This window comes from Bacillus sp. CCB-MMP212 (genome assembly GCF_022748145.1).
GTDB classification, from domain to species: domain Bacteria; phylum Bacillota; class Bacilli; order Bacillales; family Bacillaceae_G; genus Bacillus_A; species Bacillus_A cereus.
On the sequence record NZ_JALDQE010000007.1, the window covers coordinates 156086 to 174366 of the forward strand.

An 18281-nucleotide genomic window follows, 5' to 3' on the forward strand; every position below is an offset into this window, starting at 1 on the left:
TCTGTATATTGGTATGTGTCTATATAATTCATGCTTTATATAGAAATCATAAACTGCTAAGTTAGTTATTAATATTTTTTATGGTAGATTACATTTTAATTTATAAGATTTTTTCTTAAGTTGATCTAATTAACCCCTCATAATCATGATTAAATTAGCCAATTCATGTTAGATAACGAATTTTGAACTGTTTTCATATATTGATTTTTTTGTATGAATTTATATAAAAAAATTGTTTTATTTTACATACATTTATATGTAGTTTTTACACTAATTTTTATGGTCTTATACAAATTTATCACTTAGTTAGCTATAATTTTCATTTGACTAACTACACTATATCATTCAATTTTGTGTATATTTTAGTATTTCATAATTTAGTTATGTAAATAAGTTTGTGTAAAAATTGAATTTAACGCGAACTTGTGTTCGATTCTGTTTTCTGTTATATTATATATGAGGTGATTTTTATGGACTACAGCAAGCAACGTCAAAAATCCGTACATCGTAAAAAATTATACGAAAATCTAAACGAAATGCCCTTTTACATAGAAGAATTTGTGGAGTACAAAGAATTGCATGACGCCTCTCCCTCCACCCTACTGAATTATGTATATGATTTTAGAGTCTTCTTTAATTGGCTATTATCTGAACAAGTTATTGAATTAAAACCCATTAAAGACATATCCTTCGCTGATTTGGAGAATTTAAAGAAAAAAGATGTTGAGAACTTTATGAGATTTCTAAAACTACAACAGAACATGCAGAATTCTTCTGTTAACAGGAAAATTTCAGCCTTAAAATCCTTATTTAAATACCTTACCTCCCTATCAGAGAATGAAGATGGAGAATGTTATTTTTATAGAAATGTAATGGCTAAAATCGAAATACATAAAGATAAAGAAACATTAAATGCTCGTGCAAAACGTATGAGATCTAAAATATTTCATAATAATGATGATCAAGAGTTTTTAAATTACGTTAAGTATGAGCACGAAAAATCTTTAACAAAACATCAGTTGTTCTATTTCCTAAGAGATAAAGATCGCGACGTAGCAATCCTCTCGCTTTTTCTTGGCAGTGGCATTCGTGTAAGTGAATTGGCGGATCTTCGTATGGAAGATATAAACTTAAAAGAAAGACTCATTGATGTAATACGAAAAGGAAACAAAGAAGATTCTGTATGGATTACCCCAATTGCATTAAATGATCTTGAAAAATATATGGAAATTCGAGATAACAAATACGCTCCAGGGAAAGAATTGAAAAATGTGTTTCTATCAAAATATAAACATACTGCACAGCCTCTTTCAGTTAGGGCTATCCAAGATATAGTAGAAAAATATACTAAAGCTTATGGAAAAAGAATGTCTCCTCATAAATTAAGACATACATTGGCAAATAAATTATATATGGAAGAGAAAGACTCATTACAAGTCATGCAGCAACTTGGACATACGAGTCAAGATACAGCTTTGCTATATACACAACTTGGGGAAACAACTATTAAAGATAGTTTAGGCAGAATAGGAAAGAATAAGGAATAAAAGTTCAGCAATTTTGCATTGTTGAACTTTTATTTTTTCACATACTTACGTTAGCTTTAAAAGCTATTTATTATTCGTTTTAAATTTGATTTTATTATGTAAAAAATACATAATTTGAATCCTTCTATAATTGGTATATAAAGACTCTCTCTTGTGGATTATAAATGAAAATTTTAGATTACTACAATTGTTGGTTACTTTAATACTCATAATAAAACTAAATACTCGTTTATTCTCAATATGTTGTACGTTAGCACTTTTTTAAAACATAAACCAGAGGAGATTCATACTATTTAGTAACAAAGTAAAATTGAATTTATCAAGGATAAACCATTTAACAATTAGTTTGCAGCACTGAATGATTTACAAAAGAATCCCCATCGATACACTACGAATAAAAATAATCAGCTAATCGAGGGAATATAATTATTTTTATTTAATTCGCACTTGTACTTCTTGTTCTTGTATTACTTGAATGATTAACTCCAATACAATATTTTGTATTAACTGATGCTCATTATCATGAAGTGTACTTTGTTCTGATATGTATTGAATACATTGATATATATACCCTTCTACCAATAAGCTCCCTTTTTCAACTGTAAGTGTATTTTGCCCATTCTTTTTTACCTTTGGTATTAAAAATTCGTTTTTTGTCAAAATAATCTCCTGTTCAACCTCTTTTATTCCTATGACTTTTTCTTTAAATACAACCTTTTCTCGTAAACTAATTTCACCTTTATATCTTCCTATTTCTATTGGTAGTTTCGCTGTAATAAAATTATTTACGTCTTCCCCATTTTCACTCTCTAATATTATACTGTGAATAGGAATCCATGAAGATGCCTCTACCTTATTCTCTTCTTTATTCCCTTTATTTTTTTGGTTATATAATTCAAAATGAACTCTCTTCTCATGAAGATTTAAAGAAACTAATTTACAATAACTATCCGAATGATATTGTTGCACTGTATTTAATAACTTACAATCTAATTCACGCCCTTCTACACCTTTTTCATTCCTAAATACAAATGCTTCTTGATTTTTTACATTTATTTTTGGAAATATTTTAAAACTAGTTACTTCTGAAAAAATAGAAAATGGAGTTTTGACCACCAGTGAGCGTATTAAAGGCCCTATTTGTGATCCAGACGCTTGACCTTCTTTCTCTAATTTTGATGCTACATCTTCTTCCTTTAATTCAGGTGGTACTTCTTCTTTTTCACCTCTTTTTTCGTGTAAATTATCTTGTATATTCAGGTTTTTATACTTGTAAATTTCATCCCATATTCCCTTACCAATCCATGGATTTTTCATCACCATCCCCCCGTCTGATGAAATTCAAAAAATTTGTTTTTTGTATGTGACCATTTCATCATTATATATGTTGTATAAAAATAAAAAGAAATTGTCTTTATTAAAAAGACAATTTCTTTTTATTTTTATAGTGCTACTTGTACTTGTTGTACTTGTAAAACTTTTAAAGTAAGATCTAGTACAATTTTTTCACGAAGCGTATCAAATGGTTCGTTTAGGTCTGTAGAACAAGGTGAAAAGTCTAATTCAAAAAATTGAGCGCTTACTAATTCACAATATGGTTGTTCGTTATAAAAAACTGCATTTTCAAAGAAATATTTGTCTAGACGTGGTAAATCACCGTTTTTAGGATTTATAAAATGAGAAGTAGTGTCCGAAGAAGAAGCTACTAAAGCTAATGATAGAAAATCACCTTCTGTCAGATCTGCAAAACCAGAAAATGGAACATTTGCAATACGATCATATAGAACTCCATTACACTCGTCATTTGCATATTCAATATTTTTACGAATATAGCCTTGTACAAATAATTTCGCTCTTGTAACTCGTCGGTAAGGTGTACCTGGTACTGGTACAAATGCTACAGGCACTAACTTACATTGTGTTAAAAATACGTTTTTTAAGATGCGTTTAATTTCGACTGCTGGAGGCTCTAATGAAATATCGGACTCTACAACAATTTGAAGCGTTCTTTCAGCTAATACAACTGGAATCTTTACAATAGGTGCTCCTGGAGTAACAATTGGTGTTGCAGTCTCATCACTTAATGGTGTTTGGGTTTGTCCCGCTACCTGACATGGTACATTAATTGGACATTGTTCGCTCATGTTTTATGCTCCTCTTTTTATAAGATTTTAGAGTTTATGAAATTTTCAAACTCATAATACTTGTATATGTTTTTCTTCTACTAATGTTTGGGTTCTATAGTAGCCTTTTTAATCATTATCATTAAGTTAGTATAATCTAATCATTTTTATTGAAAATTCTGAAAATTAACATTTTTAGACAGATACTAGATTATAGTAATTAAAAAGCTGACTAAAATTATTTTCAGTTTTTTAGCTTGCGAAGCTGAAGCTTCAATGTACTTAGAACCTTTCACCGTTTTTATCATTGACCAGGCTTTCTTTAATTCTTGCCAAGATGTTTCGATTACTTGGTTTAATTCATCATTTTTACCAATTTTCATCGTGTTCCCATTTGTTGATTTTCTTTTTAAATATTCTACCGTGTTCTTTATTATGGCGATCCACACAGATTGTTTCGAGATTATCTATATCAAGTGCAAGCTCTTTGATATGATGAACAACTAGTTGTATCTTCTTACACTGGGCACTCTCACTGTACTCATTCGTATCAAAACGAACCCGACCATTACGTTTACATTCTGGATATTCATAGTTGTCACATTTCTTTACTTGTTCACGTATACTATTCCCGTCACCACTGTCATAGAACTTACGCTTCTGTTGTTTAGTTTTATATTCATTCATCTGTCTTTACACAGCGTATTCGATTCCCTCTATCTCTTTCCAATAAATCTTTTATTGGCGTTTGTGTGAGATATTCTACAGAATAAAACATCGGCTTCTGTTCATATAACTTATAATATTTGAATTGATTAACATCAATCCCAGACTTCTTGTACGCTTTCTCATGAGGTTTAATGTATTTGATATATGCTTTTTTATCAATAGGTATAAGACCGAGTACAGCAATCTTACCGTTTAATACACTTTCCAATTATCCTCATTCCTCTCTTAATTTTCTCCAAAATATAAAGCACCCAATTATGGATGCTTAGATATACTTTAGACCTATCTTCATTCTTTTTTATTAAATTGTGATCTATGTCTTTTAATGCCAACTCTTGGTGTTTTACTCTTTCAGACTATTACAGAAATTAATATCCTTAAGCTTTTGCAATTAAATAAAATTAAATTGGTCTTGGGCTCCCTGTTCCTGGCGTTGAATTAAACGTAGTAATTACCCATTGATCTATTCTTCTAGGAAAACTCTCCATTGCATAGAAAGGAGCGTAATCCTTTGGTGCCCATCCTCCATTTATAACTTTCATTCCAGGCGCATTTAAAAAAGCAACAAGATATTCGTCTGTATTAATATCATAGCCTGTCCATCTAAATGATATAAAACCATTTCCAAGGTCGGTTTGTGACGCTGAACCAGGTGATAACTGAATTTCTCTTCTTGTAGATCGTTCATCTTTATATTTAGTACCAGGATTTGAATATAGATGGTAATCCTGTTCAACAGTCGACATATCATTTTGGTAATACTGGTAATCAGAGTTCACACTTGAAACAGAGTTTTGATACAAATTATAATTAGATTTATTTCGTCTATACGTACGCTCACTCATACCAATTTTGTTATAAACCATGTAATCAAAGACCTCTTCATCTTCTAAATATCGTTTTACAATAATATCCCTTTGGTTTTTACTAAAACGACTTAATGCCTTATCAATTTGAAAAGATAAACGTTGTAGTTTCACTTCTCTTTCACTCATACAACATTTGCTAAAGCAATATCTTCAGCTGGCTTCCCTACTATATTTGTTGGACCGTGATATCTTACCTCGCTAGATGCTGTAACCTTCATCTCATGTCTAAGCATCCCAAGTTGTCTATAAATAGGAACATTTTCAAGAATCTCTTCTAAACGAGTCTGCGTTGCTTTGCGATCAATTTTAGGTAAAAAAGTTAATTGCGCCATATATAAAAATACCCCTTATATATTTTGTTAATAAAAACAAAATAGCGGACACCAAACTACAGAGCAATATCACTAATGCTCTTATAGTTCGATGTCCGCTGGTTCTTCCAGTAGGACTAAATGTTTAATTTGGATTATTATATCATTTTCTCATATTTTAGTAACCTTTTATTAGAAAAGGATTATTTTGTTAAAAAATTTATTTCGATTTATAATCGCTATCTTTTTCTTTAATTTTCCAGTAAAATCAAATGTAAATATTTTAATTATATAGGAGAAAGCAATGAAACATAACATCAATCTATGGTCCTTTATTTTTTCTTTTATTTGCATTGGTTTATTCCTCTTATATCTTGAAATGGGTTCGATAGCCTCATCTGAAACGAAATTGTTTATTATGAATTCGCTACCTGTCCATCCTTTATTTTTTTTACTAGTTTTAACAATAGGAACTTTTTTTGCTGGTATGAAAGGCTTTTCTAAAATAGATAATTGGGTTGCTATGCTTAGAAGCATAGCGACAGTTCTACTAACACTTTTATTATCAGTGTTTTTAACACTAACTTTAATCGTTGGCTATGCATTAAGTTAAACGTCATTCTTTGTGTTTAAAACTCAATATCTCGTCAATAATGTAGACACATGGTTATCTTTCTCCGATTTCCTTATAAGATCAGTTAGCTTTTGCTAGCTGCTCTTTTATTTTCAAATCATTGCTGTCATTACCACTGGCGGCCCATTGGTTCCGTATTTCATAATTTTAGAGATTGATTTTAATTGCTGAATTCCTTCTTTTTCATTACGTTCACCTGGGATAATTACTGACGAACAATATAACGGTTGAACTGAGTCGCTATATGGAGACTCTTCAGATAAATAAAACTGCGCGACCATAGGAAGATCTTCTCGTTTACATATTTTTAGGATTCGTTACAATAAAGGTGCAATTTCCTCATCGTATACTTTCTCTTTATCGTACATATCAATCCATTCCCCTTTTATACAAAATGAAATTTTTATGCTAATTTCTTTCGTCCCTCACAATCCAATTCAATTTCATAAGTACATGGTCTAAAATGCCTATTTGTTTATTAACACCCTCTCTATATTCCTCGCTATGGATTCTTGAAAGACCATTTTGGATCCGTTTTAACCTAGATTTTCTACATTCTAAATCAATGATAAGCTGATTAACTTCTTCAGGTTTCAATCTGCACATCCTTTTCTACAAAGTGAAGTTTTTGTTATACTCTCTCTCAAAACCCACAATATGTTAATATATACATAGATTAACAACATTTATCATTTAGACATTTAAGAAAGGATGATAAAATGGTTATTTTTCAATGGTTAGAATCATGGTTATCTAGTGACATTCTTCATTTTAATTTATTTGTAGGTATAACAACCTTTCTTACTCTAGCATCTGTCATCTTATTCTCTATAACATTTAAGAAAATAGGTACCAACGACATAGAAAGACTTAGAATCAAGCTCCAAATCTCTTATACAATGTGTACTTCACTACTTGTCTTTTTAGCCCTCTTTATTCTGTGGATGCCTACAAATACTATCTATTCCAGACAGTATCTCATCATGATAATCTCCATCTCACTTCTTTTGGGATCAATATCTGGCCTGTACAATTATAGAAAAGAAGCACTCACACAGAGTTAAACTCTTTTTTAGAACTCGTTGCAGTTAGCAGGTTCTTTTTTTATAAAATAGCGTTTTTGTTAAGTACCTGTAGTTAGATTTTCTCCCCACTTTACCAGGTCTTCAACTGTTGCATGTAGTGCCCCATCACCTGTATGTTCCCAAGGACTTTCATAGATTTTATATGATCCTTGCTCATTCTTCGAATACCCACTAGTAATTGGTACAGTAGTTGGGTAGTAATCTATAATTGTTGTGTCTCTCATATTTAAAGGGTCAAAAATACGATCCTTTGTAAACTGACGTAGAGACTTGCCGCTTACCTTCTCTACCACTTGTGATAATAAAAAATATCCTGTATTGCTATACTCAAATTTTGTACCAGCTGCGAACCTTGCAATTTGTTGACTATTAAGGTGGTTTAGCGATTCTTTCACAGTTAATGAATCAGTAAATTTAATATTTACTGATTCAGCTAATGCCATATAATCAACTAGTCCACCAGTATGATGAATTAGATGTTTCAATGTTACAGGTTCAGCATATGTTCCTATAAAAGGGACGAACCTTACAATTGAATCATCTAAACTCAATCTTCCCTCTTGTTCTAAGAGTAATATAGAAAATGCAATGAATTGTTTAGAAACTGAGGCAATATTAAAAATATTTTTTGTAGTTATAGGTAAATTTTTCTCTATAGAAGCTAAGCCAACCGTACCTTTATAAGTTACCCCGCTATCAACACTAGCAATTGTCCCCAAATAAAAAAGTTCTTTACTATTAATTATTGAAATTCTATATTTCTTGACTAAGTAAAGATCTTTTTTCTTTTGGATTTTTATGCTTCATATTTTTTAAACAATTACAATACCTGACATAAAAAGTACCTTCATCTATAAAAGAGTATTCTTTTACCTGTAAGTTGTAAAACGTACCTTATGGCTTACGAAATATTAATGATAAATAATTTTCCCAGCCCAAAATAACCTAAAATATCGAATCTTCCTTTATATACTTTTATCTATTTTAAATAAGATAATATCAACTTCGATGTATTTATTACTACTCCTTTATGAATCAGTATCTTTTTATATAATTACATTTTTAGAATCCTGTTTTCTTACATAGTAAAAAACAAAGCAATCGCTGGACACGATCGCTTTGTTTTTTCTATTCATATCGTAGTGCTTGAATTGGGTCAAGTTTAGACGCTTTATTCGCCGGAAATACACCGAATACAACTCCAACTAATAAAGAGAAAACAAATGATAACAGCATAACTGGTATAGAGTACGCTATTGTTGTACCTGTGGCTAGCGTAAATATTTGAGCACTGATTACCCCAATCCCTATTCCAATTATTCCACCGAACGAACTTAACACAACTGCTTCGATAAGGAATTGAAGCAGAATGTTTTTACGCTTTGCTCCAATTGCTTTTCTAATTCCTATTTCTTTCGTACGTTCTGAAACTGATACGAGCATAATATTCATGATGCCAATCCCGCCTACGATAAGAGAGATTGCTGCACTTCCGCCTAGCATTAATGTCATCGTATCATTGACAGATGATGCAGTTTCCATTAAATCTTTTGGACTTGATACGCTATAACTATCTGTATCACCTATGATTGAATTCATCGTTCTTTCAATTCGGTTCGATATGAAATTAATCATATCTTCATTTTCTACCTTCACATATGTTGTCCCAACATTCGTAGTGGGAGCTAAACGCTGTCCGGTGCTAAGCGGAACAATAATCGTACTATCTCCGCTTGTTCCTAAAGAACTTCCCACTGATTCAAGAACTCCAACAACTTTATAAGACGTTCCGTTTACCTTTACTGATTTACCGACCGGGTCTCCTAAACCGAATAATGTTTGTGCTGTGCTTGCACCAAGTACAGCAATTTTTGAATGATTCCCCTGATCTAGGTCTGCAATGAAGCGTCCAGATTGCAGTTTTAAATCACGGACGTCTAAGTACGAAGAAGTTGTTCCAATCATTGATACTTGTGTATTCGTTTTTTCATGTTTCACTGTTACTCTTCCTGATACTGTCGGTGCAATAGCTTTAATACCATCGATATCCTGAATTTGTTTTGTATCTTTTTCTTTAAATGTAGCATCTGAATCCGTAATCGATACCGTTAATACATTTGTACCTAAGTTGCCAATTTGATCTTGTACCTCTTTTGTCGATCCTTGTCCTATCGCAACCATGACTATAACAGAGGATACACCGATAATAATCCCAAGCATCGTTAAAAATGCTCGAATTTTATTTGCTCTAATGCTTTTCAGTGCCATTTTGAATGTTTGCAAACCATTCACCTCCATTCTCATAGAGCTGTCCATCGTGAATCCGAACGACGCGGCTTGCTTTCTTTGCAACATCTAAATCATGCGTAATCAGAATAATGGTGTGCCCTTGCTCATTTAATGCATTCATAATTCCTAATATTTCTTTACTCGTTTTACTATCAAGTGCTCCGGTCGGTTCATCTGCTAGTAGAATAGGAGGATGTCCAGCCAACGCACGTGCTATTGCGACACGTTGCTGCTGCCCACCAGACAATTGAGAAGGCAAATGATTCGCTCTATCTGCCAACCCTACTTTTCGTAATGCTTCTAATGCCGTTTCTCTTCGTTCTCCCGCTTTCATGCCTCGGTAAATGAGTGGAAGCTCTACATTCTCAACTGCTGTAAGTTTCGCTATCAGGTTGAAATTTTGAAATATAAAACCTATTTTTTCATTTCGAATCGTCGCCAGCTCAGAGCTTTTCATTTTCCCTATCTCTTCATTATCTAGTAAGTATTCACCTGAATCCGGTCGATCTAAGCATCCAATCATGTTCATAAATGTTGATTTCCCAGAGCCTGATGGTCCTATGATAGAGATAAAATCGCCCTTTTGAATGTCGAGGGAAACACTTTTTAGAGCCATTACTGTTTCGCCACCAAGTTCATAGACTTTCTTCATGTTCTTTATTTGAATAATTGGCTCTACCATAACATTAACGCCCTCCTTGTCCGCCACCAGCTGGAGCTCCGCCGTTAGATCTTCCTCCAAATTCACCACCAGGTCTTCCTTGGAAATTGCCGCCACCAAATCCTCCTTGAGAGTTTCCTCCAGGCATCATCATAGGTCCTTGAGAAGAATTCCCTTTAGATTGAACTCTCGGTATTTGCACCGTATCTCCTTTTGCTAATCCTTTTGTAATTTCTACATGCGTATCATTTGAAATACCAGTTTCTACTGTTACTTTTTTTGTTGACTGCGCTACATCGTCTGAAGATGTAGGAACTAGTACATATTTTTCATTTCCGTTTGTATGCACCGCTTCTACTGGGACATATAATGCGCCTTCTTTACTTTCTATTGAGATACTTGCTTCTGTTGACATACCAATCTTCATATTTTTCGGATCTTCAATTTGTACAGTTACGTCAAATGTAGAAACGCCTTTGTCCGCTGTTCCTTTTGCTGCTACATTTGTTACCTTTCCGCTGAATGTTTCATCTCCGAATGCACTTGCTGTTATTTTTACCGCTTGACCTTCTTTTACTTTCGGTACATCTAATTCATCAACACTAATCGTTGTTTGCAAAGCGTTGTAGTTTGTTATGTGTGCAATTGGATCCGCAGCTTGTACAGAATCACCGCTTGCAACAGAAAGGCTTGTAATTGTCCCCGTTACTGGGGCTTGCAAAATACTTCCATCTGTAAAGGTTACAAGTGTTGCACCTGCCTCTACAACATCACCTTCTTTTACACTGACACTATCGGCTGTCAAACCATTTCCGCCACTTGCTTTATCTGAATTTGCACTATTGTTCCCTCTCGTTACAGGTGATGTATATCCATCTGCATCCTTCATACGAAGAAGAATTGTTCCTTGTGACGCTTTACCGCCTTTTTTCACACTAACTGATTGAATTTCCCCGTCATATGGAGCCGTAACGACAGCACCATTTTTAAAGGTTACAAGCGTGTCACCTTTTTTCACTGTATCTCCAGCCGCTACACTTATAGTATCAACAATAAGAATTGTATCTTTCGCTGTTACATCTTGATCTGTATTTGCTGTAACCGAACCCGAACCACTAACTGCTACCTCCAGTTTTCCTTGTTGTACTGTCGTTGTTTGAGAAGTTGCCACAACACCTTGTGTTTTATCTGTTTTATGGAGAAAGAACCAAGCGCTCGCTCCTCCTATTACAACAATAATGGTTGAAATAATAATCCACTTTTTCAAATCTCTATTCCCCTCTCTATTGCTCTGTTTGTCCTGATTGTTCTTGATTCGGCTGGAATTGACCGTTACCATTACCCGGGAACATCTTATCGCGCCCTCTTGAGCCCATCTCTGAAAAGTCCGGACTTTTACTCTGTTTATAAGCTACATAACCTACTCCGATAGCTGCACACGTACTAATCCCCAAGTTTACTATGAGTAAAATTTGTATTAACTTTTGTTTCGTTTGTTCCATTTTTTATTCCACCTCGTATATGTTTTTGGTAAACCTATTGTGACTTTCGTTCCTTAACTTTTTCTTAAAAGTTCAACCTTACATGTAAAACCTCTTACGAAAGTTTTTTTGTAATAAAAAACCAAAAGATTAACTACACGATTTCACTGCAAAAGTTTATATAGTTTAGACAAGTAAGAACTCCCTCAATGAAACAGAGGAAGTCTTTGCTAATTCCACACATTAAATCTATATAATAATATAAAACAATCCATCAGATCCCATCTTAATTCACTGGTTTAGTGTGGGAAGTATGAAACACCCAATACCTCGATCCTACATAGTTTATTAAGCTACCAATCAAAGTTGCAGTCACTTTAGAGACAATCAACGACTGCTCCAAGGTATCATACATACTTCTTAGTATTAGAGATACTACAATAAGACTTAAAAGATTAACACAAATGAATTTAGATGCTTCTACTGCAACTCGACTTTTCTCTTGTTTAAATGTCCAAACCCTATTTAGTAAGTAACTGTTAGCAACACCACAACAATAGGAGATTGATTGCGCAAGTAATATGGGCACGTCCCCCATGACAAGTAATGAAAAGATTACTATATCTATGCCCGTATTCAGTATACCTACTATTAAAAACTTAAAAATTCGTATTAAATCTTCATTCATACGCTGTCTCATGTCGGATTGCTAATTTTTCATTTTCCTGTTCCCCATAAAACTCTCGAACAATATATAGAGGTCTCCCTTTTGTTTCATCATAAATCCGCCCAATATATTCACCAATAACGCCTAGCATAAATAGCATAAAGCCATTAAAAATTAGCATAATACTAATGATAGAAGGCCACCCTTTCATGGTTGCTTCAGTAAATAAAGTAAGGTATAGCACATATATATAGTATAGAAAGCCTGAGCTAGAAAGAAGTAAACCCGAATAAATTGCTAACTTCAAAGGTTTATAAGAGAAAGACAGAATTCCATCTAAGCATAGCTTTACCATTCGTTTAAGGGGATACTTGGTTTCACCTGCTACTCTTTCATCTCGAACATACTCAATCGCTATTTGACGAAAGCCGATCCAACTAACTAATCCTCTAACAAATCTATTATTTTCGTTTATCTTTCTCATTTCTTTACATACCTTTTGATCCATAAGGCGAAAATCTCCCGTATCTACTGGTATATCAATATCTGTGGAGGCGCGAAGCACGCGATAAAACGTGCTTGCCGACCATTTTTTAAACCATGTTTCACCCTTACGCTTCATTCGCTTAGCGTAGACTACTTCATACCCCTCTTTCCATTTTTCAATCATTTGCAGAATTAGCTCTGGTGGGTCTTGCAAATCAGCATCAATAATGATAACTGCATCTCCATTTGCATAATCCATACCAGCTGTAATTGCAATTTGGTGACCAAAATTCCGTGAAAAATCGATAAGTTTTACTGTCTTATCACCTATCATAAATTGCTTTATAATATCCGCACATTTGTCTTGGCTTCCATCGTTAATAAATAGTAATTCATACGTACCATTTGCATCTTTCATGACCCTTTTCAGTCTTCGATACGTTTCTTCAATAACAGCTTCTTCGTTATACATGGGGATGATTATTGAATAACATATATTGTTTCCCACTCTAACCACTCCTTTACAAAGTTACTTTATATAAAGTATTTGAGCGCCCAGGACCACCCATATTCATACCTTCTTTTCCACCAGTTTGTTTTGTCTGCCACTCCTCAGAAGGTATTTTCTCACCATTTTCTTGAATCCATTTTGTTACTTCAGAACTTCCCCCTCTCATTCCTTCATTTGAAATAAGGAAGTACTTTATTTTCCCACTTACAACTAACTCTTTTAATTCCACAACAGAATACACTGGATCTGAACCAGAAAAACCACCCATCGTTATTACTGATTCCCCCTTATCTATAATGTAAGGAGCTGCGGTTTGATAACTTGTTGTAGCAAATAAGTATTGTTCACCGGTATTATTTTTCTTTAAATATGAAAAAGTTTTATCGTCTAAACTCTCGTTATCCATACCTCCTGGCTTGCTTCCTGGTAATCCTGAAGATTTTTTACTAGGGTTTGGGATTTGCATGTGATCTTCTGGTGAAGCAGAATCTTTTTCAATATATTCCCGTTCAGTTGGAAGTCCGTTACCACCGGGTCCTCCTTGTTCAGAAAATCCAGGCATTGCTCCTGGAAAAGCTCCTTTACCATCAGCTGAACTTGGGCCCGCTTGTGGGAGCATACTATTTCCACCATATGTAATCGGCGTAGCAGCCCAATACAATGGTCCGATGAATAATATAAGTAATCCTGCAATATGCAGCGTAAAAGGTAATACAATCTTCTTATACTTGAACAAAACAAGTACAAAAGTCATGATAATTCCGGCTACTGCTATACAAAGTGGCCACTCAGCTCCAATGACATCACTGTAAGGATGCATGATATACCATTGGAAACCTGCTGTTCCTACAACTGCAATTGGCAATAACCAAGACTTCCAGCCAGTATTATTCTTATAATCCTCAAAAAGCTGTGTTGAACCAGCTCCAAATAGAGCTGCAATAGGAGCCGCAAGCATTATTAAATAATAGTGATGGAAAAATCCTGCAATACTGAAAAATACCATAACTGGAATTAACCATGCGAGCCAAAAGACAGCTTCTTTATGTTTTAAAGTTATATTATTTCTTCTTACACTAGCCAATAAACTAATACTAGCAATAATAATAAACGGTAACAGCCAACTAGCCTGGCCAGATAACTCAGACTGGAATAGACGGAACGGCCCTTTTTCTCCAGTTCCAAACATACCGCCTGCCATGCCACCTGGACCACCATTTTTACCTGTCGGTGGACCATCCCCTTTGTTTATTTGAAATCCTTGACTATTATCACCATTTCCTTGTGGTAAATTAGCTCCATTTTGATTATTATCTTTCTGTACTACTTCATTGTTACCTTCAGGTGTTTGAGATTGATCATTTTCATTAGGCATTCCTTTATCTGCTGGAACTTCCTGTTTACCATTCTCAGCACCATCATTTGGCATTCCCCACATATTATTTTGAGGCGATTGTTGATGTTCCTTCGCACCAGGTACTCCCTGATTCCCAGTAAGACGTGATATACCATTGTAACCAAATGCTAATTCTAAAACTGAATTTGTTTCACTGCTTCCGATATACGGACGTTTGTTTTCAGGAATACTGTCTACAATTACCGCCCAAGAAAGAGAAATAACGAGCATGATAGCTGTTGCACCAGTAAGGAAACCAATCTTTTTTTTCCAGTTTACTTTCGCAGCTAAAAGATAAAAGAGATAAAAAGCAGGCAGTATCATATATGCTTGTAGCATCTTCATATTAAAAGCTATCCCAATTACCGCGAAAGATCCTAAAAGACTCCAAACACTTTCACGCTTCACACTTTTAAACAAGAGCCAAGTAGCTAACAAAAGAGTAAATACAAGCATGCTATCAATGTTATTTGTTCGACTCACTGCAGCTGCAATTGGTGTGCATGCAAAGGCTAAGGCACTAAGACGTGCAGCAACTACACCAAAAGAAGGTTTAACTAAAAAATAAATTAACAATACAGATCCTATCCCTGCCAATGCTTGAGGTAGAATTACACTCCAGCCGTGCAGCCCAAAAATATAGGCACTAATTGTTTGAATCCAAAATGCAACAGGTGGTTTATCTACCGTTACAGACCCAGCTGAATCGAGGGAACCAAAAAAGAAATTATGAAAGTTTTGCAGCATACTTGCCACTGCAGTCGTATAATAAGTATTCACATAATGATCCGTCCAAATATTATAGCCATTTAGAAAAAGTGCTAACAAGACTATGAATATTAGAGGAACATCCAATCGTTTTTTCAATTGTAAAAACATAGAATTACAACTCCTTAATCATTTTATAAAGTTAACTAGGCCCTGAATGTATTATCTTTCTTCTATCTGAAGTGGACTTGAAAGTAAGCTGAAAGTTTCCTGAATACATGAAATATCTTTCGTATGAAAAGAGAAAATGACAAAAAAATAAAAAACTACCAGGTATTTGAATGACTTTCAGCAAATTTTAAGCATAATCGTAGATACTAACAATAAGGAAGAAAAAGGAGGCATAGAACATGAACTCTCTTAAAGGGGTTAAAATATTAATAGTAGATGATGAACCACATATTTTGCAGTTTTTAGAGATCGGGTTAATGAACGAAGGATATGTAGTAAAAAAAGCGACGGATGGAATAAGTGCCATGAACTTAGTACAAGAATTTGAGCCTCATGTGGCCATCTTAGATGTAATGATGCCTGGTACAGATGGGTTTGAAGTATGCCGAATGATAAAAAAAAGTGGCGCTCTTACTTCCGTGATTATGCTTACTGCAAAAGACGAAGTAGATGATCGAGTGAAAGGATTAACATTAGGTGCAGACGATTATGTGATTAAACCTTTCAGTTTTGATGAATTACTTGCCCGTATACACGCACGTCTTCGTAATCAGTTTCCTAATTTATTCAGCGAGATTATTTATGGTCCTTTTAAGGTGGATGATCGTAGAAAAGAAATACGATTTAAAGATCAAATTTTGGAACTCTCTCCTACTGAATATGAACTACTTAAATATATTGTAATTAACCACGGGATTGTACTAAGTAAGGGTGTGATACTTGATAAAGTATGGGGATATGATTTTCAAGGAGATGAAAATATTGTGGAAGTGTATATTCGTTCACTCAGGGAAAAATTGAAAGATAAAGAACACCGACTCATTCGTACAATTAGGGGATCGGGGTATCGTGTGGATCTACCATGATTAAAATAATCCAGTTCTTGAAAAACAAAAAACTAATGTCTCGCTCCTTACGAAAGCAACTTTTAACTCGAACATTATTTATTTTATCTCTTATTCTTTTGAGTATTGGTCTTTTACAATTTTGGGTAATGAAAGACTTCTTGTATAAAAATGAAGCCGAGACATTACGAGCGAAGATGATGTCTTTACCACCAGAATTAGATTTACTTCCTTTTAACTCAGAAAATAATGAAAAAAAACATCCTGATCCTAATCGACCAAGATTTCTGTTTTCACAAGATATTTCACTTGCAATTATCGGACAAGCTGGTGGTTATAAGGATTTCGCAGAGAGTACGGGCATGTCCTCGCCAAAGTTATCTAGTAAAGAGTATGAAAAAATATTAGAACAGTTCTCGAATCGTAAACAAGTAACCTATAAAGTAGTACGTAATAAAGAGGGCATTGAGCAATTAATCGTTTTTAAACCTATTCGAGGAATTCCCAACAACTCTGATGGATACTTTAATCAAGTTCCTGATCAAATTCTTCAAATCGGAACAGATATCGCTCCTTTACGTGATGTTCTATTTCAGCAATTACTAACATTCATTGTTCTATCTGTACTAGCTTTACTTATCGGTTTAGCACTATATTTACCGGTTCTAAAAAATACATTGATTCCTCTTTCTAACATTGTAAATGCAGTAAAAAATACGAATGCTGGGAATTTGGCTGAACGACTACCTACACACCAAGGGCAAGAAGAAGTTGATCAATTAGCTTTAGCATATAATGACATGTTGAAGCGATTAGAGGCATCCTTTCAATATGAAAGAGAAACAAAAGAGAAAATGAAACGTTTCATTGCCGATGCTTCTCACGAACTAAGAACACCACTTACATCAATTCATGGCTTCTTAGAAGTATTATTACGAGGTGCAGCTGATCGTCCTGAACAGCTTTATAATGCTTTAAACAGTATGCACGGCGAATCAAAACGCATTATAAAGTTAGTAGAAGATTTATTGTTTCTTGCAAAAATGGATCGTGAGCCTGGACTACATTTATCGGAAACCAATCTCACCAAACTTATCTGGCAAATGAAACCACAGTTAAGCGTTTTAGGTGGAAATCGACAGATATTATATGATCTAACAGAAGGAGTAAAAGGCACTTATGATGCTAATAAAATCAAACAAATTATTTTAAACCTATTCCATAATGCCGTCCAACATACTGATTCGACTACAGGCAAAATAACAATTTCTTTAATGGTCTTAGAGAATCAAGTAGAAATATCCTTAAAGGACAATGGATCAGGCATAAAATTAGAAAACCTTCCTTATGTATTCGATCGTTTTTATAGAATTGATGATTCCAGAACAAGACAGCATGGTGGATCTGGTCTAGGGCTCGCAATTACTCAGACTATTACGCAAGCACATGGAGGAACAGTATCTGTAAAAAGTAAGTTTGGCGAAGGAACAACTTTTTATGTGTATCTACCGATAATTTCGCCATCACTAAAACAGTAATAAACAGGGGAGAAGTGTAATTCGCCCCTGTTTATTACTGACATGTATTCTTTTACTTTTTACAATATTCATTTGAAGAACGACTGTTTCCGCAACCTTCTTCAATCGACCAAGACTTAATAAATTTCACGGCAGAAAAATACTTCCACCCTATATAATGCACCTTGATA

At 34.2% G+C, this 18281-nt stretch carries 16 protein-coding genes and 3 pseudogenes; 4 read left to right on the forward strand and 15 right to left on the reverse strand.

Annotation, left to right across the window (positions count from 1 at the left end; all coding sequences use genetic code 11):
• Nucleotides 1-470 precede the first annotated feature (470 nt).
• Nucleotides 471-1547, forward strand: a complete 1077-nt coding sequence (gene xerS / locus MRP26_RS20625; protein ID WP_000386619.1) for a tyrosine recombinase XerS — start codon at nt 471-473, stop codon at nt 1545-1547.
• A 432-nt stretch (nt 1548-1979) separates the two neighbouring features.
• Here the strand turns inward: xerS and MRP26_RS20630 are convergent, their stop codons facing one another.
• The 6 genes and pseudogenes from MRP26_RS20630 to MRP26_RS20655 all read right to left on the reverse strand — a co-directional run.
• Nucleotides 1980-2864 carry a BC_2427 family protein gene (locus MRP26_RS20630; RefSeq protein WP_197241966.1) on the reverse strand — a complete coding sequence of 295 codons (885 nt, stop codon included), beginning with the start codon at nt 2862-2864 and terminating at the stop codon, nt 1980-1982.
• Nucleotides 2865-2989: 125 nt separating this feature from the next.
• Nucleotides 2990-3691: a CsxC family protein gene (locus MRP26_RS20635; protein WP_088344735.1), complete on the reverse strand. Its 702-nt coding sequence runs from the start codon at nt 3689-3691 to the stop codon at nt 2990-2992.
• A gap of 203 nt (nt 3692-3894) precedes the next feature.
• Nucleotides 3895-4035, reverse strand: a pseudogene (locus MRP26_RS20640) (phage head closure protein); the annotation flags it as partial.
• 4 nt (nt 4036-4039) lie between these two features.
• Nucleotides 4040-4357 (reverse strand): HNH endonuclease family protein, encoded by a 318-nt coding sequence (locus MRP26_RS20645; protein WP_088344731.1) that lies wholly within the window; start codon nt 4355-4357, stop codon nt 4040-4042.
• The gene (locus MRP26_RS20650) at nt 4350-4607 is read right to left on the reverse strand and encodes a hydrolase (protein WP_242806788.1); all 258 of its coding nucleotides are present in this window, start codon (nt 4605-4607) and stop codon (nt 4350-4352) included. The genes MRP26_RS20645 and MRP26_RS20650 overlap by 8 nt, the downstream gene beginning before the upstream one ends.
• 601 nt (nt 4608-5208) lie before the next feature.
• Nucleotides 5209-5600 (reverse strand): annotated as a pseudogene (locus MRP26_RS20655) (ArpU family phage packaging/lysis transcriptional regulator); the annotation flags it as partial.
• A 283-nt stretch (nt 5601-5883) separates the two neighbouring features.
• Between MRP26_RS20655 and MRP26_RS20660 the strand changes: the two are divergent.
• Nucleotides 5884-6192, forward strand: coding sequence for a hypothetical protein (locus tag MRP26_RS20660; protein WP_080470023.1), 309 nt, complete (start codon nt 5884-5886; stop codon nt 6190-6192).
• 113 nt (nt 6193-6305) lie between these two features.
• Here MRP26_RS20660 and MRP26_RS20665 read toward each other — a convergent pair whose 3' ends face one another.
• The 9 genes and pseudogenes from MRP26_RS20665 to MRP26_RS20700 form a co-directional block, all read right to left on the reverse strand.
• Nucleotides 6306-6494 carry a hypothetical protein gene (locus tag MRP26_RS20665; protein WP_088344725.1) on the reverse strand — a complete coding sequence of 63 codons (189 nt, stop codon included), beginning with the start codon at nt 6492-6494 and terminating at the stop codon, nt 6306-6308.
• Between the two features lie 845 nt (nt 6495-7339).
• Nucleotides 7340-8008: pseudogene (locus tag MRP26_RS20670) on the reverse strand (serine hydrolase domain-containing protein); the annotation flags it as partial.
• 418 nt (nt 8009-8426) lie between these two features.
• Nucleotides 8427-9581 carry an ABC transporter permease gene (locus MRP26_RS20675; RefSeq protein ID WP_371127607.1) on the reverse strand — a complete coding sequence of 385 codons (1155 nt, stop codon included), beginning with the start codon at nt 9579-9581 and terminating at the stop codon, nt 8427-8429.
• Nucleotides 9547-10269: an ABC transporter ATP-binding protein gene (locus tag MRP26_RS20680; RefSeq protein ID WP_033699979.1), complete on the reverse strand. Its 723-nt coding sequence runs from the start codon at nt 10267-10269 to the stop codon at nt 9547-9549. The genes MRP26_RS20675 and MRP26_RS20680 overlap by 35 nt, the downstream gene beginning before the upstream one ends.
• A gap of 4 nt (nt 10270-10273) precedes the next feature.
• Entirely contained in the window at nt 10274-11515 is a 1242-nt protein-coding gene (locus MRP26_RS20685) for an efflux RND transporter periplasmic adaptor subunit (RefSeq protein WP_088344719.1), read from the reverse strand.
• Between the two features lie 16 nt (nt 11516-11531).
• Nucleotides 11532-11750, reverse strand: a complete 219-nt coding sequence (locus MRP26_RS20690) for a hypothetical protein (RefSeq protein ID WP_048564053.1) — start codon at nt 11748-11750, stop codon at nt 11532-11534.
• Nucleotides 11751-12015: 265 nt separating this feature from the next.
• Entirely contained in the window at nt 12016-12429 is a 414-nt protein-coding gene (locus tag MRP26_RS31080) for a GtrA family protein (RefSeq protein WP_071724355.1), read from the reverse strand.
• Nucleotides 12410-13390: a glycosyltransferase gene (locus MRP26_RS20695; RefSeq protein WP_088344717.1), complete on the reverse strand. Its 981-nt coding sequence runs from the start codon at nt 13388-13390 to the stop codon at nt 12410-12412. Before MRP26_RS20695 ends, MRP26_RS31080 begins: the two co-directional genes overlap by 20 nt.
• A 13-nt stretch (nt 13391-13403) precedes the next feature.
• Complete coding sequence (locus tag MRP26_RS20700; RefSeq protein WP_088344715.1) at nt 13404-15668, reverse strand: glycosyltransferase family 39 protein; 2265 nt, start codon at nt 15666-15668, stop codon at nt 13404-13406.
• Nucleotides 15669-15907: 239 nt separating this feature from the next.
• Between MRP26_RS20700 and MRP26_RS20705 the strand changes: the two genes are divergently transcribed.
• Together MRP26_RS20705 and MRP26_RS20710 are read left to right on the forward strand one after the other, a co-directional pair.
• Nucleotides 15908-16594, forward strand: a complete 687-nt coding sequence (locus MRP26_RS20705; protein WP_088344714.1) for a response regulator transcription factor — start codon at nt 15908-15910, stop codon at nt 16592-16594.
• Nucleotides 16591-18111 (forward strand): sensor histidine kinase, encoded by a 1521-nt coding sequence (locus MRP26_RS20710; RefSeq protein ID WP_242806790.1) that lies wholly within the window; start codon nt 16591-16593, stop codon nt 18109-18111. The genes MRP26_RS20705 and MRP26_RS20710 overlap by 4 nt, the downstream gene beginning before the upstream one ends.
• The last annotated feature ends 170 nt before the right edge of the window (nt 18112-18281 follow it).

Excerpts from the sequence above, each read along its gene's own strand:
- MRP26_RS20635 (WP_088344735.1), bottom strand. The coding sequence starts at position 3,691 with ATGAGCGAACAATGTCCAATTAATGTACCATGTCAGGTAGCGGGACAA.
- xerS (WP_000386619.1), top strand. The coding sequence starts at position 471 with ATGGACTACAGCAAGCAACGTCAAAAATCCGTACATCGTAAAAAATTA.
- MRP26_RS20630 (WP_197241966.1), bottom strand. The coding sequence starts at position 2,864 with ATGAAAAATCCATGGATTGGTAAGGGAATATGGGATGAAATTTACAAG.
- MRP26_RS20645 (WP_088344731.1), bottom strand. The coding sequence starts at position 4,357 with ATGAATGAATATAAAACTAAACAACAGAAGCGTAAGTTCTATGACAGT.
- MRP26_RS20690 (WP_048564053.1), bottom strand. The coding sequence starts at position 11,750 with ATGGAACAAACGAAACAAAAGTTAATACAAATTTTACTCATAGTAAAC.
- MRP26_RS20710 (WP_242806790.1), top strand. The coding sequence starts at position 16,591 with ATGATTAAAATAATCCAGTTCTTGAAAAACAAAAAACTAATGTCTCGC.
- MRP26_RS20680 (WP_033699979.1), bottom strand. The coding sequence starts at position 10,269 with ATGGTAGAGCCAATTATTCAAATAAAGAACATGAAGAAAGTCTATGAA.
- MRP26_RS31080 (WP_071724355.1), bottom strand. The coding sequence starts at position 12,429 with ATGAGACAGCGTATGAATGAAGATTTAATACGAATTTTTAAGTTTTTA.
- MRP26_RS20705 (WP_088344714.1), top strand. The coding sequence starts at position 15,908 with ATGAACTCTCTTAAAGGGGTTAAAATATTAATAGTAGATGATGAACCA.
- MRP26_RS20665 (WP_088344725.1), bottom strand. The coding sequence starts at position 6,494 with ATGGTCGCGCAGTTTTATTTATCTGAAGAGTCTCCATATAGCGACTCA.
- MRP26_RS20660 (WP_080470023.1), top strand. The coding sequence starts at position 5,884 with ATGAAACATAACATCAATCTATGGTCCTTTATTTTTTCTTTTATTTGC.
- MRP26_RS20700 (WP_088344715.1), bottom strand. The coding sequence starts at position 15,668 with ATGTTTTTACAATTGAAAAAACGATTGGATGTTCCTCTAATATTCATA.